Genomic DNA, 18,792 nt, shown 5'->3' with positions numbered 1-18,792 from the left:
GACCTTGCGGAGTTTGTTGGCCGTGTCCCTGCTTCCCGATCTTGATGCGGTGCGCGCCCGCTTCGCCTCGCTGCCCGAAATCGCTTATTTCAGCAGCGGTTCGTACGGCCTGCTCGCCGATACCGTGCGCGCCGCTTATGAAACCTATCTGGCCGATCGCGTCGCAACCGGCGCCGATTGGGGCAATTGGGTCGGCCGGCTGGAAGGGGTGCGCGGACAGGTCGCGGCGCTCTATGGCGTGGATGACGATGAAATCGCGATCACAGCATCGGCTTCGGCGGGGATGAACGCGATCGCCAGCGCATTCGATTTTTCCGGCCGTCGTGCCAAAATCCTTGTGTCCAACTTCCAATTCCCGACGATCGCCCAGATCTGGCACGCGCAGGCCCCGGCGGGCGCGCGGATCGTCCATATCGCGGAAGCCGATGACGGCACGATCCCGCTCGACGCCTTTCTTTCGGCGATCGACGATGAAACGGTGGTCGTGGCGCTGTCGCATGTCTGTTACCGCCATGGGGGCAAGATCCCCGATGCCGATATCCGCGCGATCACGGCCGCGGCCCACGCGCATGGCGCGATCGTCATCCTCGATTGTTACCAGTCGGCGGGGGCCGAACGGATCGATCCGCGCGCGCTGGGCGTCGACATCTGCGTCGGCGGGATGCTGAAATATCTGCTCGGTTCGGGGGGGATCGGCTATCTGTACGTCCGGCGCGGGCTGATCGAACGGATGGTGCCGCGTGCGACCGGCTGGTTCGCGCAGGCCGATTCCGGGGCGATGGATATTTTCGCCAATGTGCCGCACCCTACCGCGCGCCGTTTCGAAGCGGGCACCCCGCCTGTGCCCAGCCTGTACGCCGCCGCTGCCGGGCTGGATATCATCCTGGCCATCGGCCTTGATCCGATCGGCGCCCATATCCGCACGCTCACCCGGATCGCGATCGACCGGTGCGCGGCGGCGGGCATCCCCGTCGCCACCCCGACGGATGATGCCATGCGTGGCCCGCTGCTGGCCTTTCCCTGCCGGGACGAACAGGCGCTGGTCGGCCGGCTGGCGGCGGATAAGGTGATCACGTCGAGCCGCGACGCACGGCTGCGCGCTGGTTTCCACCTGTATAACGACGAACAGGATGTGGAACGGCTGGTCGCCGCCCTCCAGCGCCACCGCGATCTGCTGGCCTGATACCTCCAAAGAGGCGTTGCACGGGCGCTACACCGGGGCCGGGAACGATCGTGCGATTATTTCGGGCAGTCGATCAGGCGTGCTATATCTGAGCCGCGCTGTATGGCATCGCGACGCGGTGCGCGCCGAAGGGGTTTGGTCACGATGGCGCGAACGGAGGCTGTCCATGAGCAGGCATTTCTCGCGGACCGAACTGGAACATGTGGGCTATCGGGTGATTTACCGCGTCAACGAAACCAACCATTGCCCCGGCTGCGGGCAGATGCACTGGCTCGTCGGGCGTAAATCGGCCGAATGCGCCTTCTGTGGCACCGCTCTCCCGCTGCAGAATGTCAACTTTCCGGGTTTGAAGGATACGTCGGGCATGTCCGCTGCGGGCAGCCATTCTTCGGGCCTCGCGGCATTCTTTTCCGGCCGGTCCCGCTGATCGGCTGGTGGCCGCATCCCTGGGCCGGCCCGATTTGCGACGGATCGAGGAAAAAGCCGGCATGAACGCCGCCCGGGGCGGGGCGGTGAAAGCTGCCGTTCATCCTGTGCTGGCTAGCGCGCAGGACGGCCGATATGCTGCCGGGACGAACAAGGGGATTTCATGACGGCTGTCGGGTTGGCGCTGCTGCTGGCAAGCGCCGGGATGTTGGCACCCACGAGCGAGGAGGCGCGGGTCGCCGATCTCGTCAATCAATATCGCGAAGATCATGGCCTGCCACCGGTTCCCCTGTCGCCGCTCCTGACGCAGGTGGCCATCACCCATGCCCGCGATCTTGAAGTTCATGCGCCGGATCGGGGCTATGATGAATCGGGGCGGCGCTGCACGATGCACAGCTGGTCGGCCCGGTCGGGGGCGACGCCGGTCTGCTACACCGCCGATCACGCGCATGCGCTGGGCATGTGGAACAAGCCGTGGGAAGTCACGCGCGGTCGCTATCCGGCACAGGGGTTTGAAATCGCGGCCCGCTACAGCGAAGGGATCGATGCCGACATGGCCTTCGATCTGTGGCGCGGCAGCCCCGCGCATAACGAGGTGATCCTCGAACGCGGCGGCTGGCGGGGATCGAAATGGCAGGCGATGGGTGTCGCGGTCGACGGCCGCTATGCCGTCGTGTGGTTCGGCAAGGTGCCCGATCCGGTGCGGTGAAGCGGGTGGCCCGTTAGTTTGCCTGCCCCAGCCACGCCACCAGTTGTTCGGCCATTGCCGGCCCTTGTTCTTCCTGCAGGAAATGCCCGGCGCGGGGGATCCGGGCATGGGGCTGGCCGGCGGCGCCGGGTATGCGGTGCTGAAACACCGCTTCCCATGCGATGGTCGACGGATCGGAATCGCTGAACAAAGTGAGGAAGGGGCGGTCGAACGCTTCCAGCACGCGCCACGCCGCGCGGTTTTCGACGATGCCCGGATAGCTTTCATCCAGTGGGATGCAGCAGGTGATCTGCAGTATGCCGGCTTTATAGCTGGCATCGGGGAAGGGCGCGTCATAGGCGGCGAGCACGGCGGGATCGGGCCGGTCGACGCAGACGGCGGCGATGATTTCGCTGACTGGCAGATCATCGCTGGTACGGCAGGTTTCGGCCCAGGCGGTGATGATCGGTCCCGGCCAGTCGGCTACGCCATAAGGCGGCGCATCGCCGGTCGGCAGCAGCGTGTTGGCGGCGGCGACGGCGGCGAAGCGTTCGGGCATTGCGGCCAGAACGCTCAGGCCAATTGGGCCGCCCCAATCCTGGCAGACCAGCGTGATCCCGCGCAGATCAAGCGCGCGGACGAATTCGCCCAGCCAGCCGACCAGTTTGGCATAGCTGTAGCTGGCCCGCGCGGTCGGCTTGTCGGACCGGCCGAAGCCGATATGGTCGGGGGCGATGACGCGGTAGCCGGCGGCGACCAGCGGGGCGATCATGTGGCGGTAAAGGAAGCACCAGCTGGGTTCGCCGTGCAGCATCAGCACGATCGGCGCATCGCGGGGGCCTTCATCCAGATAATGCATCCGCAAAGGGCCGAGATCGGCGTCCGTCACCTCCAGATAATGGGGAGCGAAGGCGAAATCGGGCAGGCCTGCGAAACGATCGTCGGGGGTGCGCGCCACGCCGGGGCGGATCAGCATCTCTGTCTCCTTTTGTGGCTACGCATCCGCACAGCCATCGTCCCGTCGATAGCGCGTTCGCGCGGCCCGCGCTATGTTGGCCCAAGGAAACCATAAAATTGAGGGTGCCGATGCTGAGCTTGCAGGAAATGTCCGATCGGCTGGAAATCCAGGATCTGTTCGCGCGCTATTCCTTTGCGATCGACGATCGCAACTGGGCGGGGCTGGACGATGTGTTCACCGAGGATGCGATCATCGATTACACGCAGGTCGGCGGTCCGCGCGGGCCTTTCCGCGAAATTCAGGCGTGGCTGGGCACCGCGATGGCGCGGTTCAAGGCGTTCCAGCACATGGTGGCGACCACCGAACTGAAGCTGGATGGCGATCGCGCGACCAGCCGGACGATCCTGTTCAACCCGATGATCATGCATCCCGATGGCACTGAGGTGCCGGGCAATGACAAGGTGTTCTTCGTCGGCCTCTGGTATCGCGATACGCTGGTCCGCACCGAAAAGGGCTGGCGCATTGCCGAGCGTTACGAAGAAAAATGCTGGTTCCACAATTCGCCGCCGGAACTGGCGCCGCCGGCCTGAACTGAACGGGATCGGGGCGAGGGTGCGTTTGCCCTCGCCCCGTGCGCATCAGCGGCAGCGGCGCTTGCTGTCGATTTCCTTGCCCACCAGCGCGCCGGCGGCAGCCCCGATGACGGTGCCCATGGTGCGATCGCCGTGCGTATCGACCGCGCGACCGAGCAGTGCACCGCCCGCGCCGCCGACGATCAGCCCGGTCGTACCGTTCGACTTGCGGCAATAAGTGCGGCCGTCGCGGCCACGCCATTCCTTGTAGCGGTGCTTGCCATGGGCTTCGGCCTGGGCGGTCGGCAACGCCATCGTGGCCGGAATGGTGAGCGACGCAGCGCCGAATGCAAGCATCAGTTTACGCATGAATTTACCCTTTGCGTTGAAGGCTGGTTCCCCCGAACCCGGCCTCCTTGGCGGGCGGCGGCTGAACGGCCGGCAACAATGGTGCAGATGCCCCGGCGGATCGACGAACCGTGCCGCCCGCACGACGACTGCTTATTGTCTCAGGCGTTGGCCCCGCTGGCGAAGATAGCCGTCAGCCTGGGCGCGATGCGGGCCAGATCGTGGCGGGCCTCGATACGCGCGCGGCCTTCGGCGCCCATTGCCGCCAGCCGTTCGGACGTGGCCGCCATCGCATCGGTGATCGCCGCCACCAGCGCATCATGATCGCCCGGCGCCACCAGCCAGCCGCATTGCGCATCGACCAGTTCGGGAATGCCGGCGATGGTGGTGGTCAGCGCCGGGCGGCGCAGCGCGAACGCTTCCATGATGACGATCGGCAGCCCTTCGGCGTAGCTGGGCAGCAGCAGCGCGCGCGCCTGGCCGATCACCGCGCGGACTTCGGCGTTCGATGCCCAGCCGGCCAGCAGCACCATGTCGTCCACCTGATGCCGGGCGATTTCCGCCTCGATCGCCGCGCGGCTTTCGCCATCGCCGATCAGGGTGACGCGCAGATCAGGAAAGCGGCTGCGCACCGCCGCCACCGCGGCCGGAATATGGACCTGCCCCTTCTGTGGGCACAGCCGGCCGACGCACACCAGCGTCGATCCCGCCGGCGGGCCTGCGGTATCGGGAAAATCGTCGAGCTTCAGCCCGCAATGGACGATATGGATGCCGGGCCAATCGGCCGGATCGGCATGTTCGCGCAGGCGATCGCGGCAATAACGGGTGATCGCGATCACGGCGCTGGCATGGGCGATCTTGGCGGTGATGCCGGTGCCCGGCAGATCGATCAGTTCGTCCGGGCCATGGACGGTGAAGCTGTAGCGCGGGCCGCCGATCCGCCGCGACAGCATCGCCACGGCGGTCGCATTGGTGCAGAAATGGCAGTGGATATGGGTGATGCCGGCCTTGGCCGCTGCCCGTCGCAAGGCGGCTGCCTGCATCAGATAGGCGACATGGTGGACGAACCGGCCCCTGGCGGCGCGGATCAGGCCGAACCATGCCGGCAACGCGCGCGCCAGATGGTGCGGGCGGGTGATCAGTTCGGCAAGGAAGGCGAGCACCAGCCCGGCCGCATTGCCGCTCAGCAGATATTCGGTCTTCTGCTGTTCGGCCTGATCGAGCGGATCGACCAGCCGATCGGCCCAGCGGCGCACCGCGAAACGGCGCACCGGAATGCCGGTCTGTTCGATCGCTGCGATTTCGCGGCGGATGAAGGTGCCGCTCGTTACCGGATAGGTGTTCATCAGATAAGCGAGCTTCATCCCGGCTCCTTCGTCGGTGCGGCGCGGCTTGCATACCAGCGGCGATGCGCGGCGGCAAAGGGCGCGTGGCAATTGTCCGGAAGCGGACGATTCCCGCTTTTGCATTCGTTGCCATTATTCATGATCCACCGATCATTGGTGATTAATCCTAATAGTCGGCGCGAATTATGTTCCTGAAATGATGCTGGATTGAGAAAATTCAGCCATTCTGGTCGTTTTCGGCAATTGGCACGGTCCCTGCAATCCTTGCTGGCATCACCGGCGGATCAACCGGCCGGACCACATAAGGGAGTGCCCAACATGTCTACGCTCAACCAGACCACGCTTCAGCGCGTCGCGATTTCGCTGGTCGGCGCCCTGATGCTTAGCGCCGCCTGCGTCGCCGCCGCGGTCGCCCCGGTCAAGGCGGCGTCGATTTCCGCACCGCGCTACTGATCCTGCCACCCCAAAGGGAAATTCCGATGACGAGCCGTTATTATCTCGACAAGGGCAACGCCAAGCTGATGGGCGTGTGCGCCGGTTTCGCCAATTATACCGGGGTCGATACGCTGCTGGTGCGCATCGGCGCGCTGATCCTGACATTGTGCGTATTCGGCGCACCGATGATCCTGCTATATGTGCTGACCGGCTGGCTCGCCAGCGACAGGCCGTGAACCAGCGGGTTCAGCGTACCGTCAGCGTCTTTTCAGTGTGGAGCGTGATCCCGGCGATATGGTCGGTGACGTCCGCCCGCACCACATAATCCCCCGCCGGATCCTCCGGCTCGATGAAGATGCCCAGCGACGCGTTTGACAGGGTCAGCGCGCCGCCGGCGGGCGGGGGCTTGCCCACCCAGACATCCGCGCCCGAATGTTCGGCATAGATTTGGCCCTGCGGCCCGACCAGCGTGAAATTGGCGGTGACATTGCAGCGGCGGACCACATCTGCCCGGCACCCGGTGAACACGATGAAATTATCCACCACCTGTTCGCGCGCGATCGTGTCGACGATCGGCGAATCCTTTGCGCGGTTGGGCGCGGCCCAGTCGCGCAGCAGGCCGGCGGCGTCGGCGGTGGCGATCTGCTGGATGGCGAAGCCGCCCTGCCTGGCGAAATCCGATGCCGATGCCGGGGCCGTGGCGGCCAGGAAGAGGAGTGGCGCGAGAATCATGGCGTGATTCTATACCCGCCGCAGGTTAATTCCCGGTCAGCGCTGGCCGCGTCCATAATCCGGTACGGTCGGTGCGCGGAAATTTGGCCCGTCCAGCCGCCTCGACCAGTGCCCTGGCCGCCCAGCGCAATTTCTGCGGCCGGGTGGTGAAGACGCGCGCGTCCCACGCCTGTTCGCCCCGTGCCGCCACTTCGCGGACGATGCCGCCATAGATATGGCCGGCCGATAGCACCGCCCAGGCATCGCGCAGGCCCAGCGCCGAAACCCCGCCGCGCGCGGCCGCCTCATGCGCGGCTGCGCGTTCGGCCAGCCGTTTTGCGATCAGCGCCAGCCGCCCACGCCAGTGCGGCCGCATCGCTTCGCCCGGCGGGATATCGAACTCCGTCAGCCAATCGTCGGGCAGATAGCAGCGCCCGGCGGCGTCATCCTCGCTGATGTCGCGCGCGATATTGGCGAGCTGGAATGCGATGCCGAGGTCGCACGCCCGGTCCAGCGTATCATGGTCGCTGGCCGGAACCCCCATCACCATCGCCATCATCACCCCGACGACGCCTGCGACATGATAGCAATAAAGATACAGATCATCGGCATGGCGCGGCGCAAAGCCATCCGCGTCGAGCGCGAAGCCGCGCAGCAGATCGCGCGGCAGCGCGTGCGGGATGCCGCATTCGCGCACCACCACGCCCAGCGCATCGAACGCCGGTTCGCCGGTGATCTCGCCCGCCAGCGCCATATCGGTCAGCCGCTGCATTTCGGACAGCCGGCCGATCGGATCGGCGACGGGGCGCATGCCATGGCCATGATCCTGCCCGTCGGCGATATCGTCGCAACGGCGGCACCAGGCGTAGAGCAGCCAGGCGCGCTCGCGGGTTTCGCGGCCGAACAGGCGGCTCGCCGCGCGAAAGCTTTTCGAGCCTCGCGCGATGCTGTCATGCGCGGCTTTCACCAGCGCGGCCCGATCCGGCAGGGTGTTCACAGGTCGCCGCGCACCAACTGGACGATGCTGGGGGCGGTGCGGTGATCGGCGAAGCGAGCGAGCAGATACTCAATCGTCGCCGCTTCGATCAGATTGGCGCGATGTTCGGCACGCAGGAAGCCAGCGGCGACCACGCCGTCCAGAAACGTGATCAGATGATCATAGAAGCCCGCGACATTCACCAGCCCGCACGGCTTGGCGTGGTAGCCCAGTTGCGCCCAGCTGAGCGCTTCGAACAGTTCGTCCATCGTGCCGATCCCGCCGGGGATGGTGACGAAGCCATCGGCCAGATCGGTCATCATCGCCTTGCGCTGGTGCATGTTGGCGACGATGTGGAGTTCGGTGCAGCCATGGTGCGCCACTTCGGCATCGCGCAGCACATCTGGGATGACGCCGATCACTTCGCCGCCGGCGGCAAGGGCTGCATCCGCCACCAGCCCCATCAGGCCCAGCCGGCCACCGCCATAGACCAGGCCGATCCCGCGCGTGGCCAGCGTGTGGCCGATATGGCGCGCGGTTTCGGCGAACAGCGGATCAACCCCGGGGCTGGACCCGCAATAGACCGCGATCCGCCGGATGCCGTTCAAGCCAGATCCTCCAGCATCAGATTGGCGGTCGCCTTGGCCGATCCGACGACGCCGGGGATGCCCGCACCCGGATGCGTGCCAGCACCGACGAAATAGAGGTTGGGGATGCGATCGTCGCGATTGTGGACGCGGAACCATGCGCTTTGTGTCAGCGTGGGTTCCAGGCTGAAGGCGGACCCTTGATGCGCGTTCAGGTCGGTCGCGAAATCCAGCGGCGTGTAATGGAAGCGGGTGATGATCCGGTCCTTCAGGCCGGGGATCAGCCTGCGTTCGATTTCGGCGAGGATGCGATCGGCATAAGCCGGTCCCACCTGATCCCAGTCGATCGGCAGCTTGCCCAGATGCGGCACGGGGGCCAGCGCGTAGAAGGTGGAACAGCCTTCCGGCGCAAGGCTCGGATCGGTCACGGTCGGGTGGTGCAGATAGAGCGCGAAATCATCGGCCAGCACGCCATTCTGGTAGATGTCCTTCAGCAGCCCTTCATAACGCGGGCCGAACAGGATCATGTGGTGCGGAATGCCCGGCCATGTGCCCTTGATCCCGAAATGGACCAGGAACAGCGACGGCGAGAATTTCTTGGCCGTCAGCGCGCGGGTCGCCTTTTCGCTGCGGGCGGTGCCGGCCAGCAGATCGCGATAGCTGTGGACGATATCGGCGTTGCTCGCCACCGCGTCGAATTCGCCGCGCCAGCCGCTTTTCGTGCGCAGCCCCGTGGCCTGATCGCCCAGCGTTTCGATTTCGGCCACCGGATCGCCCAGCCGGATCGTGCCGCCCAGCCGTTCGAATTGCGTTACCATCGCGGCTACCAGGCGGCTGGTGCCGCCTTTGGCGAACCACACGCCGCCATCCTTTTCCAGCTTGTGGATCAGGGCATAGATCGCACTGGTGGTGAACGGGTTGCCGCCCACCAGCAGCGTATGGAAACTGAACGCCTGGCGCAGCTTTTCATTCTTCACATGGCGCGACACGATCGAATAGACCGACCGCCAGGCCTGATAGCGGGCGAGCGCCGGCCCCGCCTTCATCATCGACGCGAAATCGAGGAAAGCGGTATGGCCAAGTTTTTCATAGCCTTCGCGGTAGACGCCGGCCGAATATTGCAGGAATTGCTGGTAGCCGCCGGCATCGGCCGGTTCGAGCCGGGCGATCTCGCGCATCAAGGCGGGTTCGTCGTTCGAATAATCGAAGCTGGTGCCGTCGGGCCAGTTGAGCCGGTAGAACGGGTTGACCGGCATCAGGTCCACATCGTCGGCGATCGACCGGCCGGACAGCGCCCATAATTCCGCCAGACAATCCGGGTCGGTGATCACGGTGGGGCCGGCATCGAAGGTGAAGCCGTCTTTCTCCCACATATAGGCCCGCCCGCCGGCGCGGTCGCGGCCTTCGATCACCGTGGTTGCAATTCCCGCCGATTGCAGCCGGATGGCCAGTGCAAGGCCACCAAAACCGGCACCGATCACGCCTGCGCGCTTCATGGCCGCATGTCCGTTCGTTCCTTCATTACCGCCATTGCGCGCATCACCGGCACGGGCGGCTTGCCCGCCAATATCCGCACCTTGTCCGTAGCCGTCGATCGCGCGGCGTAAAATCGTTCGATCAATCTGCGGTCCAGCCCGTAGAAACGCTGCATCACCTTGTAGCGATCGGCCGGATCGGCGGCGCGGAACAGCATCCGGTCGAGCAGCCGATAAAAGCTGCGCGCGGTCCATTGCGCCTCGGCAAAGTCGCGCATTGCATCGTGCAGTGTGCGCGATGCCGGATTTTCGAGGTCGGCGACGAAGATGGCGGTCCGTACCGCATCGGGCAGCGAATAGCCGGTGGTCGGGTGGAACAGCCCGGCGCGCACGCCTGCCTTGGCGATATCCTTGCCGCCGGATTGCCAATAAGCGTCGAAATCGCCGCCCAGCGCCACCGGCAACACCCCCGCCTCGCACCGTTCGACGTCTTCGATCGTCCAGCCGCGCTGGTCGGCATAAGCCGCGATCCGTTCGGCGATCGCCGGTTCGTCTAGCGCGGGATCATCGCTGTAATAGGTGTCTTCGATCAGCAGCCGGCTTTCATCCAGCGGCAGCACATAAACGAAGCGATAGCCGTCGATCTGGTCCACCGTGGCATCCATCAGCAGCGGCCGTTCCAGCCCATGCGGCGCATCCAGCCGCACGACATGGCCGACGAACTTCTGCCAGCCGAGGTCGAGCCGGCTGAGATCGCCAGCCCCGCGTGCATCGATCACGGCTTTTGCCTGGATCCGCTGGCCGCCCTCCAGCAGCACGGTCGTCCGCGTGATGGCGTTGATCTGCCGGCCGGTGATCAGGTCGCCCACCGGCATCGCCTGGCGCACGGCGGCGTCCAGCGTTTCGGACAGGATCGAGTAATAAGGCGTGCCAAGCTTGCGCCGGCGCTGGGGGAAGGCGACGTGATAGCCCTGCCAGCCATGGCCGACGAGCGGGGCCAGCAACCAGCGATCCGCGTCGGCGATATCGGTGTGGAAGAAAGACCAGATATGGTTGCCGCCGATCGCATCGCCCGCATCGACCAGCATGACGCGCAGGTCCGGCCGGCGGGCAGCGAGCGCCAGCGCGATCAGCCCGCCGGCCAGCCCGCCACCGGCAATCGCCAGATCACAATGTTCGGTCGAAGCCATTGGGCCGAGCCTTACACGGATCGGATGAGGTCCGTCATCCCTTGGTGCTCAGATTGACGCGGTTTTTCAGGTGCACGCGATTCTGCCGACGCATGCAAAAGGACGCCCGGACACCCTGGGGCATCCGGGCAGTCAGGAGGGGACCGGTAATGCCCGATGCCATCAGGGCGGCGCGTTCCTGCTCGCTTTTTCATACGGCTTTGCCGGCGGCGTTGATGGCCGCCAGGGGATCGCGTCCGATCCGATGCGTGAAGCGAAGGAAAATATCATGGCCGGATCGATGATTGCACAAGTCGTGCGATCACGATCTGTCGCCTTGCCGGATGGCGCGGGTGCGTTTTCTGGAAATTCCAAATGGATAAAGAGTAATTGCGTTTTCTTTACCATGAAGACGTCCACTTTTAAACGAAGTGCCTCTTTGAGTAAGACGCATCACCCATAAAATCGCTCAGTCGATTTATGAAAATCGATCCGTTTCGGATATTTGATGTTGGTCTTGACTGCTGTTGCCCACGGCCTTGCAAGGCATTTGAGCTATGTTCGAACAGCGGTAGAAGTCACGGGTGATTCTGGCCCTGATCCTTTCCGCGCTGGCGATGACGGCGATCGTGGGTATCCGCTATCTGATCGTCAGTGGCGCGTTTGCCTGGGCGACGCGGCGGCGGCACCCCGGCCTTTATGCCGGGCAGGGGCGGCAGATGCGCCGCGAGATCGGCTGGTCGCTGGTGTCCGCCGCCATTTACGGCGTGCCCGCGGGGATCGCCGCCTGGGGATGGGATCAACACGGCTGGACCCGCATCTATACCGAAATCGGTGATTATCCGTTGTGGTGGCTGCCGGTTTCGGTGCTCGTCTATCTCCTGTTGCACGATACATGGTTCTACTGGACGCATCGCTGGATGCACCGCCCGGCGTTGTTTCGCGCGGCCCATGCCGTCCACCATGCCAGCCGCCCGCCGACGGCGTGGGCGGCGATGGCCTTTCATCCGTGGGAAGCGCTGACCGGCGCGGTGGTGATCCCCGCGCTCGTCTTTTTCGTGCCGATCCATGTCGTGGCGCTGGGATGCGTGCTGACCATCATGACCATCATGGGGGTCACCAACCATATGGGCTGGGAGATGTTTTCGCGCTATCTGGTGCACGGCCCGGCGGGGCGCTGGCTGATCACGGCCAGCCACCACCAGCGCCACCACGCCGATTACAGGTGCAATTATGGCCTCTACTTCCGGTTCTGGGACCGGCTCTGCGGGACGGACAAGGGGCTGGGCACGTTTGCCCATGGGGATAGTGCTGGGGCTGCCGCTGATGGCGACGGCCGCACCGTCCCCGGCCACGCGGCTTGACGTGGATGTCGCGGGCTTGCGTTCGGCCAAGGGCAACATCCTGATCTGCCTGACGCGCGACCCGCGATATTTCCCCGATTGTTCGGGCGATCCGGCGGCGCGGACGCTGACCATCGCGGCCACCAATGTCGCCGCAGCGCATTTCACCGATGTGGCGCATGGCGATTATGCGTTGTCGCTGATCCACGACGAAAACGGCAATGGCAAGTTGGATACCCGGCTGGGTATTCCCCGCGAGGGAATCGGCTTTTCGCGCAATCCCCGGTTGATGTTCGGTCCGCCCAGTTTCGCCAGCGTCCGTTTCACGATTGGCGGTGCCGCGCTGCACGAGCCGGTGACCGTCAAATATTTCCTGTGAGATAGACAAAAAAACGGGCCGATCCCGGAGGACCGACCCGAAAGTCTTAGGAGAGGATGCCTGAAAGGCCCGATCCTTTTGCGTCCACCATGATTTTGCTGCAAGTGCGAAATAAGGCGACATGATTGCGTAAATTGCAACCGTATCGTGCCGTTCCACGCATTCGCATATTGCGATTCGTGCAATTGTGGGGAAAATCCCTATGTAGCACAGTGTTGCGGCCGACCGGCCTATCCGGTTTCGCGCCGGTGCATCATTCTCCTGCGGGCTCGTTTGGGAGCTCTCTGATCGACCGCAACGCATAATCCTAACGATATTGGCGCCCGCATCGCAATGGCATGAATGGGCAATTAATGCCGCGCTGCAGCATAAGGCGGCGGCATCAGAATCGCGGTGGACCGGCACCGCCCGACGCCCTACAACGCCTCCATCCCCGGGGGACCGCGACGAAGCGGTTGAGAGGCGGCTGCCCAGTTCGATCTGGACCACCGCGACCCGCTGAACCTGATCCGGCTGACACCGGCGTAGGGAGGGAGTGGGCGCGCCCGCATTCTCTCTCCGTCGTGACCGGCCTTACGGAGAGACGCATCATGGCCGATATTCCCGCGCGCACTGAAATGAAGGTTACGACCGGGCCGATCCGCGGCAGCCGCAAGGTTCATGTCGGCCCGCTGAAGGTGGCGATGCGCGAGATCGACCTTGAACCGTCGTCGGGCGAAGCGCCCCTGCGCGTTTACGATTGTTCCGGCCCTTACACCGATCCGAATGCGCGCATCGATATCATGGCCGGCCTGCCCGAACTGCGCCGCGACTGGATTCGCAGCCGTGGCGATGTCGAGGAATATGATGCCCGTGCGGTGAAGCCCGAAGATAACGGCCTGTCCGGCCCTGACCGGTCGGGTGGCGTCCAGCCTTTCCCCAATGTCCGCCAGCGGCCATTGCGCGCGAAGCCGGGGCTGAATGTCAGCCAGATGCATTATGCGCGGCGCGGCATCATCACGCCCGAAATGGAATATGTCGCGATCCGTGAAAATCTGGGGCGCGAACAGATCCGCAACCATATCCGCGACGGGCAGGATTTCGGGGCGGCGATCCCCGATTATGTGACGCCCGAATTCGTGCGCGACGAAGTGGCGCGCGGCCGCGCGATCATCCCCAACAACATCAACCACCCCGAAAGCGAACCGATGGCGATCGGGCGCAATTTCCTGGTGAAGATCAACGCCAATATCGGCAATTCAGCGGTCGCGTCCGACGTTGCCAACGAAGTCGACAAGATGGTCTGGTCGATCCGCTGGGGCGCGGATACGGTGATGGACCTGTCAACCGGGCGCAACATCCACGACACCCGCGAATGGATCCTGCGTAACTCGCCAGTGCCGATCGGCACGGTGCCGATCTATCAGGCGCTGGAAAAGGTTGGCGGCATTGCCGAGGATCTGACGTGGGAAATCTTCCGCGACACGCTGATCGAACAGGCCGAACAGGGCGTTGATTATTTCACGATCCATGCCGGCGTCCGCCTGCCGTACATCCCGATGACGGCCAAGCGCGTGACCGGCATCGTCAGCCGGGGCGGTTCGATCATGGCGAAATGGTGCCTGGCGCACCATAAAGAGAGCTTCCTCTACGAACGGTTCGAGGACATTTGCGAGATCATGAAGGCCTATGACGTGGCCTTTTCGCTCGGCGATGGGCTGCGCCCCGGTTCGATCGCCGACGCCAATGACGAAGCGCAGTTCAGCGAACTGGCGACCTTGGGCGAACTCACCCAGATCGCCTGGAAGCATGATATTCAGGTGATGATCGAAGGCCCCGGCCATGTGCCGATGCACAAGATCAAGGCGAATATGGACAAGCAGCTGGAGGCGTGCGGCGAAGCCCCGTTCTACACGCTCGGGCCGCTGACCACCGATATCGCGCCGGGCTATGATCATATCACCTCGGCGATCGGGGCGGCGATGATCGGCTGGTTCGGCACCGCGATGCTTTGCTATGTCACACCCAAGGAACATCTGGGGCTACCCGATCGCGATGACGTGAAGGTCGGTGTCGTCACCTACAAGCTGGCTGCCCATGCCGCCGATCTGGCCAAGGGGCATCCGGCGGCCAAGGTGCGCGACGATGCGTTGAGCCGCGCACGGTTCGAGTTCCGCTGGCGCGACCAGTTCAACCTGTCGCTCGATCCCGATACGGCCGAACAATATCACGATCAGACGCTGCCCGCCGAAGGCGCCAAGACCGCGCATTTCTGTTCGATGTGCGGCCCCAAATTCTGTTCGATGAAGATCACGCAGGAAGTGCGCGATTTTGCCGCCAAGCAGAATGCCAGCGCCGATACCTTCATCGTCGCTGCGGGCAATGAAGCCGAGGCCGAAGCGGGCATGGCCGAAATGAGCGAGAAATTTAAGGAACAAGGCGGGGAAATTTACCTGCCGGCGGCCGGGTAAGGCATCCAGTGCTGTGCGGGGCGCAAGTGGCGGCCCGCACAGCACCGCCCCTGACGCAACCGATTGCCTGCATCATCGTTACGCCTGTGGACGCCGGGCACCCGTCCGGTGCGTCCTCGTACAGGAGGATATGGAATGATCAGGCCGATTTTCGCCGCCGCCATGCTGGCTTTGCCGCTTGCCGGTTGCGGATCGGGCACGCCCGATACCGGTGCCGCCAACATCACCGTGCCCGCCGTCGATTATGCCGAACGCATTCGGGCGATGGGCGACAATGAACGCAACGCCGTCCTGTATCGCGCCATCGACGATGCGGGCCGCGATTGCCAGCAGGTCACAAGTTCCAGCGCGATCGATGCGATCAACGGCGCACCCGCGTGGGTGGCGACGTGCGAGGATGGCGGCCGCTGGACGATCATCCTGGGCAAGGATGGCATCGCTCAGGTGACGAACGCTACGGAACTGGGGGCAGCGAAGGCACCTTGAGGCGGATGCGGCGTCCAATCCAGCCCGGCGCGCCGATTTTCCGGGCGGTGGCAAGGTCGCTTATGGTCGGATCGATGGGGTGAAAGCTGCCGGGGATGATCCCGGAAATTGCACCCTCTGCGTTCCTGTGGCCCTTACCTGTCTGGCGTCGCACCCGCCGTCAGGCCTGAATTGGCATCGGCGGTGGGCAGCGAAATCAGCGTCACGCCATCGACTTCAGCGACCACGCGGCCCTTGGTGGTGGACAGGATCGCGGCCGCTGCCGGATCGGCCGGGCGGCCGGGACATCCCACCAAGATCGCCGAATCGTCGAGATAATCGGAGGTCGCGGCGGATTCGCCGACACGCCGGCAACTATTGCCCGCGGCCGGATAGCCGTCGCCGAACGGCACCAGCGACGGTGGCCATGCAAACGCGGTCGCGGTCGTGGCGCCGGTGCGGGGGACGCTGTGATCGGCCGTGCTGTTGTCCGTCGGCATCCCGCCGCATCCACCGAGCAGCAAGGCGACCATGGCGACCGGATGTGAAGCGCGGGCAAATGGCATCGGATCCCTTTCGATCGATTGGGCCGGACAGGCTAGTCGCGCCCATGCCGTCCGTCGAGCGCGGTCACCGCTTCTTGACGAATTCGGCGCGCAGGACGAGGCCCTTGATGCCGTCGAACCGGCAGTCGATTTCCTGATCGTCGCCGGTCAGCCGGATCGATTTGATCAAGGTGCCGCGCTTGAGCGTCTGGTTCGCGCCCTTGACCTTGAGGTCCTTGATCAAGGTTACCTGATCGCCATCGGCCAGCAGATTGCCGACTGAATCGCGCACCTCGACACCGCCACCGGCCGTGCCCGCGCCGCCGGCTTTGGCCGCCGCATCCGCCGCGCTGATCCATTCGCCCGATGCTTCGTCATAGACATAGTCATCGTCGCCGCTCATGCTGTTCACTCCGTAGGTAAGCGGCGACAACGCCGTTCGGTCGACGCCCTAATGCCGCCAGCCGGCCAGGGCCAGCTTTGCGTGATGCCGGAACCGCAACCCCGCTCAAAACGTAGGGGCGTATCAGGCCCGTAAACCAAGGAGGATGCCATGCCGTATGTCGATGGATTTCTGGTCGCGGTGAAGAACGACCGGATGGACGATTATAAGGAGATGGCGGAGCGCGCCGGCAAGGTGTGGATGGAGCATGGCGCGCTCAGCTATGTCGAATGCGTCGCCGATGATGTGCCTTATGGCGAACTGACGTCCTTTCCCCGCGCGGTGCAGTTGCAGGACGGCGAAACGACGATCTTTTCCTGGATCACCTACCCGTCGCGCGAGGCGCGCGATGCGATCAACGCCAAGGTGATGGCCGATCCCCGGCTGAAGGGCGATATGGAAAACGCGCCGTTCGACGGCAAGCGGATGATCTATGGCGGCTTCCAGTCGATCGTCGAAATGTAGTCTGCATGGTGGATTGGCGGCGCGCGCGAAAGCGGATATGGCGCGGCCAGATCGTGCCGGTGCCCCTTTTTGGGGCTTCGAAAGGGAATGCGGTGCGGGCGGTTGCGATCGTCCAAAGCCGCGGCTGACCCTGCAACTGTAAGCGGCGAGCTTGCGGGCCATATGCCATTGGGATCGACGTCCCGAGAAGGCGGCCTGTGCGGCGCTGACCCGCGAGCCAGGAGACCTGCCGGCGCGGGTCGCTCTTGCTTCGGCCCAGGGAAACGGCCGTGGCGCGGTGCTCCGTCTGGGCGACGAGGGGCGGTGGGCGCATATGTGTCCATCGCGGATCGTTGGCCAGGGAGGGACGCGCGTGAACGGCAGGAATGATGATCAGCCGGATGCCGGCGTGATGGCGGGGCTGGAACGGCTGCTCAGATGGCGCCGCGACGTCCGCCATTTCCGCACCGATCCGCTGCCCGATGGCGCGATGGACGAGTTGCTGGAACTGGCATCGCTCGCCCCGTCGGTGGGCCATGCGCAGCCGTGGCGGTTCGTGCGGGTGCAAACGCCGTCGTTGCGCACGGCGCTGGCCGACCATGCCGATGGCGAAGCCGCCCGCGCCGAAAGCGCGCTGGCCGGGGATGATGCCCGGCTCGCTCTCTATCGATCGCTGAAACTGCATGGCTTGCGCGAAGCGCCCGAGATTCTGGCTGTGTTTTCCGACGATGGCCCCGATACGGGGTTTGGCCTCGGCATCGCCACCATGCCGGAAGCGCTGGCTTATTCGACGGTGATGGCGATCCACACGCTATGGCTGGTCGCGCGTGCGCGCGGCATCGGGCTGGGGTGGGTGTCGATCGTCGATCCGGCGGTCGTGGGGCCTTTGCTGGGCGCTGCCGAACGCTGGCGGCTGATTGCGGTCTTGTGCCTTGGCTATCCGGTCGCGCCATCCAGCGTGCCCGAACTCGAACAACGCGGCTGGCAGGCCCGTCAGGATTGGCGGGTCAATGTCGTTGAGCGTTGACGCGATGGGCCAGGGCGATCTGCCGGGCAAGGCTTTGCGCCGCCAACACATAAGCCGGGCCGCCGCACACCGTCCACGCCTGCGGCAGGTGCAGGCGCTTGATTCCGCGCAATGCCGGGTGGTGGAGCATTTCGGTGCCCTGATCGACCACCCGGTCACTTGCCGTTTCAAGGATCAGGAAATCGGGCTTCGCGGCGACCATTTCTTCCAGCGAGACGCGCGACAGCACCGGCTTGCCCAGCTTTGTGGCCAGATTGATCAGGCCGGCGCGGCCCATCAGTTCGTCGATCAGCGTGTCGGTGCCGGTCATGTATCCGCGCCGCTGATAATATGCGGCGACCGCGCGGCGCGGTGGGCGCGGCAAAGCGGCCAGATCGGCATTCATCCTGGCGATCAGCGCTTCGCCCCGCGGCTGGTGGCCCACCGCGCGCGCCACCAGCCGGATCTGGGCCACGATATCCGCATAGCTTTCGGCCGGCGGCACATCGACGGTCAGGCGCCCGCTGGCATCGACTGCGGCCAGCGCTTCACGCCGGCGGAACGGGCTGGCGAGGATCAGATCGGGGTTGCGCGCCAGCACCTCTTCGGCATGGCCGCGTGCCACGGGCAGTGTTCGCGCCATCGCGGCGCCCGCCGACATTTGCGGATCGCGGGCAAAAGGTGTGAGGGCTGCGATCTGCTGCGGATCGGCCAGCGCCATCAGATATTGATCGGCGCACAGGTTGAGCGAAACGATGCGCTGCGGCCGCGCGGCGGCGGGCAGCGCAAGGGCGCAGGCAGCCACGATGGCCAGCAGGCGGATCGACAAAGCGGGCATAAGCCT

At 64.7% G+C, this 18,792-nt stretch carries 24 protein-coding genes and 2 riboswitches; of the genes, 13 read left to right on the top strand and 11 right to left on the bottom strand.

What is annotated here, in order from left to right:
- Positions 1-22 precede the first annotated feature (22 nt).
- The 3 genes from KC8_RS11250 to KC8_RS11240 all read left to right on the top strand — a co-directional run bounded on the left by KC8_RS11250 (position 23) and on the right by KC8_RS11240 (position 2,318).
- Positions 23-1,183 (top strand): aminotransferase class V-fold PLP-dependent enzyme, encoded by a 1,161-nt coding sequence (locus KC8_RS11250; protein WP_029624634.1) that lies wholly within the window; start codon positions 23-25, stop codon positions 1,181-1,183.
- 166 nt (positions 1,184-1,349) lie between these two features.
- Positions 1,350-1,610 carry a hypothetical protein gene (locus tag KC8_RS11245; protein WP_010126253.1) on the top strand — a complete coding sequence of 87 codons (261 nt, stop codon included), beginning with the start codon at positions 1,350-1,352 and terminating at the stop codon, positions 1,608-1,610.
- Between the two features lie 162 nt (positions 1,611-1,772).
- A complete protein-coding gene (locus tag KC8_RS11240; protein WP_010126252.1) occupies positions 1,773-2,318 on the top strand; it encodes a CAP domain-containing protein in 546 nt (181 codons plus the stop codon).
- Positions 2,319-2,331: 13 nt separating this feature from the next.
- Here the strand turns inward: KC8_RS11240 and KC8_RS11235 are convergent, their stop codons facing one another.
- Complete coding sequence (locus tag KC8_RS11235) at positions 2,332-3,273, bottom strand: haloalkane dehalogenase (RefSeq protein ID WP_010126251.1); 942 nt, start codon at positions 3,271-3,273, stop codon at positions 2,332-2,334.
- A 110-nt stretch (positions 3,274-3,383) separates the two neighbouring features.
- Between KC8_RS11235 and KC8_RS11230 the strand changes: the two genes are divergently transcribed.
- Entirely contained in the window at positions 3,384-3,845 is a 462-nt protein-coding gene (locus KC8_RS11230) for a nuclear transport factor 2 family protein (protein WP_010126250.1), read from the top strand.
- A 48-nt stretch (positions 3,846-3,893) separates the two neighbouring features.
- On the opposite strand, the gene KC8_RS11225 is transcribed toward KC8_RS11230, so the two are convergent.
- Together KC8_RS11225 and KC8_RS11220 are read right to left on the bottom strand one after the other, a co-directional pair.
- Positions 3,894-4,196: a glycine zipper 2TM domain-containing protein gene (locus tag KC8_RS11225; protein ID WP_029624633.1), complete on the bottom strand. Its 303-nt coding sequence runs from the start codon at positions 4,194-4,196 to the stop codon at positions 3,894-3,896.
- 140 nt (positions 4,197-4,336) lie between these two features.
- Positions 4,337-5,539, bottom strand: a complete 1,203-nt coding sequence (locus KC8_RS11220; protein WP_029624632.1) for a glycosyltransferase family 4 protein — start codon at positions 5,537-5,539, stop codon at positions 4,337-4,339.
- Positions 5,540-5,839: 300 nt separating this feature from the next.
- Between KC8_RS11220 and KC8_RS20515 the strand changes: the two genes are divergently transcribed.
- The gene (locus KC8_RS20515; RefSeq protein ID WP_257789625.1) at positions 5,840-5,974 is read left to right on the top strand and encodes a hypothetical protein; all 135 of its coding nucleotides are present in this window, start codon (positions 5,840-5,842) and stop codon (positions 5,972-5,974) included.
- Positions 5,975-6,000: 26 nt separating this feature from the next.
- Complete coding sequence (locus tag KC8_RS11215) at positions 6,001-6,192, top strand: PspC domain-containing protein (protein WP_010126246.1); 192 nt, start codon at positions 6,001-6,003, stop codon at positions 6,190-6,192.
- A gap of 10 nt (positions 6,193-6,202) precedes the next feature.
- On the opposite strand, the gene KC8_RS11210 is transcribed toward KC8_RS11215, so the two are convergent.
- Genes KC8_RS11210 through crtY form a run of 5 tightly spaced genes read right to left on the bottom strand, consistent with a single transcriptional unit; the run spans position 6,203 to position 10,895 of the window.
- The gene (locus KC8_RS11210) at positions 6,203-6,688 is read right to left on the bottom strand and encodes a hypothetical protein (protein WP_010126245.1); all 486 of its coding nucleotides are present in this window, start codon (positions 6,686-6,688) and stop codon (positions 6,203-6,205) included.
- 25 nt (positions 6,689-6,713) lie between these two features.
- Positions 6,714-7,664, bottom strand: a complete 951-nt coding sequence (locus tag KC8_RS11205; protein ID WP_010126244.1) for a phytoene/squalene synthase family protein — start codon at positions 7,662-7,664, stop codon at positions 6,714-6,716.
- Entirely contained in the window at positions 7,661-8,242 is a 582-nt protein-coding gene (locus tag KC8_RS11200) for a TIGR00730 family Rossman fold protein (protein ID WP_029624631.1), read from the bottom strand. The genes KC8_RS11205 and KC8_RS11200 overlap by 4 nt, the downstream gene beginning before the upstream one ends.
- 5 nt (positions 8,243-8,247) lie before the next feature.
- Positions 8,248-9,726 (bottom strand): phytoene desaturase, encoded by a 1,479-nt coding sequence (locus KC8_RS11195; RefSeq protein ID WP_010126239.1) that lies wholly within the window; start codon positions 9,724-9,726, stop codon positions 8,248-8,250.
- Complete coding sequence (crtY, locus tag KC8_RS11190) at positions 9,723-10,895, bottom strand: lycopene beta-cyclase CrtY (protein ID WP_010126238.1); 1,173 nt, start codon at positions 10,893-10,895, stop codon at positions 9,723-9,725. The genes KC8_RS11195 and crtY overlap by 4 nt, the downstream gene beginning before the upstream one ends.
- 70 nt (positions 10,896-10,965) lie before the next feature.
- Between crtY and KC8_RS19830 the strand changes: the two genes are divergently transcribed.
- From KC8_RS19830 to KC8_RS11170, 5 genes are all read left to right on the top strand, one after another.
- Positions 10,966-11,337: a hypothetical protein gene (locus KC8_RS19830; RefSeq protein WP_138956711.1), complete on the top strand. Its 372-nt coding sequence runs from the start codon at positions 10,966-10,968 to the stop codon at positions 11,335-11,337.
- Positions 11,338-11,491: 154 nt separating this feature from the next.
- The gene (locus KC8_RS11185; protein ID WP_374952954.1) at positions 11,492-12,238 is read left to right on the top strand and encodes a sterol desaturase family protein; all 747 of its coding nucleotides are present in this window, start codon (positions 11,492-11,494) and stop codon (positions 12,236-12,238) included.
- A complete protein-coding gene (locus KC8_RS11180) occupies positions 12,201-12,596 on the top strand; it encodes a DUF2141 domain-containing protein (RefSeq protein WP_010126236.1) in 396 nt (131 codons plus the stop codon). The genes KC8_RS11185 and KC8_RS11180 overlap by 38 nt, the downstream gene beginning before the upstream one ends.
- Positions 12,597-13,020: 424 nt before the next feature.
- A riboswitch (TPP riboswitch) is annotated at positions 13,021-13,144 on the top strand.
- A gap of 42 nt (positions 13,145-13,186) precedes the next feature.
- Positions 13,187-15,046: a phosphomethylpyrimidine synthase ThiC gene (gene thiC / locus KC8_RS11175; RefSeq protein ID WP_010126235.1), complete on the top strand. Its 1,860-nt coding sequence runs from the start codon at positions 13,187-13,189 to the stop codon at positions 15,044-15,046.
- A gap of 135 nt (positions 15,047-15,181) precedes the next feature.
- Entirely contained in the window at positions 15,182-15,532 is a 351-nt protein-coding gene (locus KC8_RS11170; protein ID WP_010126234.1) for a hypothetical protein, read from the top strand.
- Between the two features lie 134 nt (positions 15,533-15,666).
- Here KC8_RS11170 and KC8_RS11165 read toward each other — a convergent pair whose 3' ends face one another.
- Both KC8_RS11165 and KC8_RS11160 read right to left on the bottom strand, forming a co-directional pair.
- Positions 15,667-16,077, bottom strand: coding sequence for a hypothetical protein (locus tag KC8_RS11165; RefSeq protein ID WP_010126233.1), 411 nt, complete (start codon positions 16,075-16,077; stop codon positions 15,667-15,669).
- A gap of 64 nt (positions 16,078-16,141) precedes the next feature.
- Positions 16,142-16,459 (bottom strand): alkylphosphonate utilization protein, encoded by a 318-nt coding sequence (locus KC8_RS11160; protein WP_010126232.1) that lies wholly within the window; start codon positions 16,457-16,459, stop codon positions 16,142-16,144.
- Between the two features lie 150 nt (positions 16,460-16,609).
- Between KC8_RS11160 and KC8_RS11155 the strand changes: the two genes are divergently transcribed.
- Positions 16,610-16,963, top strand: a complete 354-nt coding sequence (locus tag KC8_RS11155; RefSeq protein ID WP_010126231.1) for a DUF1428 domain-containing protein — start codon at positions 16,610-16,612, stop codon at positions 16,961-16,963.
- A 41-nt stretch (positions 16,964-17,004) separates the two neighbouring features.
- A riboswitch (cobalamin riboswitch) is annotated at positions 17,005-17,211 on the top strand.
- Between the two features lie 143 nt (positions 17,212-17,354).
- On the top strand, positions 17,355-17,969 hold the full coding sequence (bluB, locus tag KC8_RS11150) for a 5,6-dimethylbenzimidazole synthase (RefSeq protein ID WP_037496487.1): 615 nt from the start codon (positions 17,355-17,357) through the stop codon (positions 17,967-17,969).
- On the opposite strand, the gene KC8_RS11145 is transcribed toward bluB, so the two are convergent.
- Positions 17,950-18,786: an ABC transporter substrate-binding protein gene (locus KC8_RS11145; RefSeq protein ID WP_010126229.1), complete on the bottom strand. Its 837-nt coding sequence runs from the start codon at positions 18,784-18,786 to the stop codon at positions 17,950-17,952. The two genes, bluB and KC8_RS11145, sit on opposite strands and share 20 nt — an antisense overlap.
- Between the last annotated feature and the right edge of the window lie 6 nt (positions 18,787-18,792).

This window comes from Sphingomonas sp. KC8 (assembly GCF_002151445.1).
Taxonomy (GTDB): Bacteria; Pseudomonadota; Alphaproteobacteria; order Sphingomonadales; family Sphingomonadaceae; genus Sphingomonas_E.
This window is presented reverse-complemented; position numbering and strand designations above follow the sequence as displayed.

What these genes read in the sequence shown, in the direction of transcription:
- KC8_RS11215 (WP_010126246.1), top strand. Translation starts at nt 6,001, where the DNA reads ATGACGAGCCGTTATTATCTCGACAAGGGCAACGCCAAGCTGATGGGC.
- thiC (WP_010126235.1), top strand. Translation starts at nt 13,187, where the DNA reads ATGGCCGATATTCCCGCGCGCACTGAAATGAAGGTTACGACCGGGCCG.
- KC8_RS11225 (WP_029624633.1), bottom strand. Translation starts at nt 4,196, where the DNA reads ATGCGTAAACTGATGCTTGCATTCGGCGCTGCGTCGCTCACCATTCCG.
- KC8_RS11165 (WP_010126233.1), bottom strand. Translation starts at nt 16,077, where the DNA reads ATGCCATTTGCCCGCGCTTCACATCCGGTCGCCATGGTCGCCTTGCTG.
- KC8_RS11240 (WP_010126252.1), top strand. Translation starts at nt 1,773, where the DNA reads ATGACGGCTGTCGGGTTGGCGCTGCTGCTGGCAAGCGCCGGGATGTTG.
- KC8_RS11230 (WP_010126250.1), top strand. Translation starts at nt 3,384, where the DNA reads ATGCTGAGCTTGCAGGAAATGTCCGATCGGCTGGAAATCCAGGATCTG.
- KC8_RS11170 (WP_010126234.1), top strand. Translation starts at nt 15,182, where the DNA reads ATGATCAGGCCGATTTTCGCCGCCGCCATGCTGGCTTTGCCGCTTGCC.
- KC8_RS20515 (WP_257789625.1), top strand. Translation starts at nt 5,840, where the DNA reads ATGTCTACGCTCAACCAGACCACGCTTCAGCGCGTCGCGATTTCGCTG.
- KC8_RS11145 (WP_010126229.1), bottom strand. Translation starts at nt 18,786, where the DNA reads ATGCCCGCTTTGTCGATCCGCCTGCTGGCCATCGTGGCTGCCTGCGCC.
- KC8_RS11220 (WP_029624632.1), bottom strand. Translation starts at nt 5,539, where the DNA reads ATGAAGCTCGCTTATCTGATGAACACCTATCCGGTAACGAGCGGCACC.
- KC8_RS11180 (WP_010126236.1), top strand. Translation starts at nt 12,201, where the DNA reads ATGGCGACGGCCGCACCGTCCCCGGCCACGCGGCTTGACGTGGATGTC.
- KC8_RS11210 (WP_010126245.1), bottom strand. Translation starts at nt 6,688, where the DNA reads ATGATTCTCGCGCCACTCCTCTTCCTGGCCGCCACGGCCCCGGCATCG.
- KC8_RS11185 (WP_374952954.1), top strand. Translation starts at nt 11,492, where the DNA reads ATGACGGCGATCGTGGGTATCCGCTATCTGATCGTCAGTGGCGCGTTT.
- crtY (WP_010126238.1), bottom strand. Translation starts at nt 10,895, where the DNA reads ATGGCTTCGACCGAACATTGTGATCTGGCGATTGCCGGTGGCGGGCTG.
- KC8_RS11245 (WP_010126253.1), top strand. Translation starts at nt 1,350, where the DNA reads ATGAGCAGGCATTTCTCGCGGACCGAACTGGAACATGTGGGCTATCGG.
- bluB (WP_037496487.1), top strand. Translation starts at nt 17,355, where the DNA reads ATGGCGGGGCTGGAACGGCTGCTCAGATGGCGCCGCGACGTCCGCCAT.
- KC8_RS11235 (WP_010126251.1), bottom strand. Translation starts at nt 3,273, where the DNA reads ATGCTGATCCGCCCCGGCGTGGCGCGCACCCCCGACGATCGTTTCGCA.
- KC8_RS11155 (WP_010126231.1), top strand. Translation starts at nt 16,610, where the DNA reads ATGCCGTATGTCGATGGATTTCTGGTCGCGGTGAAGAACGACCGGATG.
- KC8_RS11195 (WP_010126239.1), bottom strand. Translation starts at nt 9,726, where the DNA reads ATGAAGCGCGCAGGCGTGATCGGTGCCGGTTTTGGTGGCCTTGCACTG.
- KC8_RS11160 (WP_010126232.1), bottom strand. Translation starts at nt 16,459, where the DNA reads ATGAGCGGCGACGATGACTATGTCTATGACGAAGCATCGGGCGAATGG.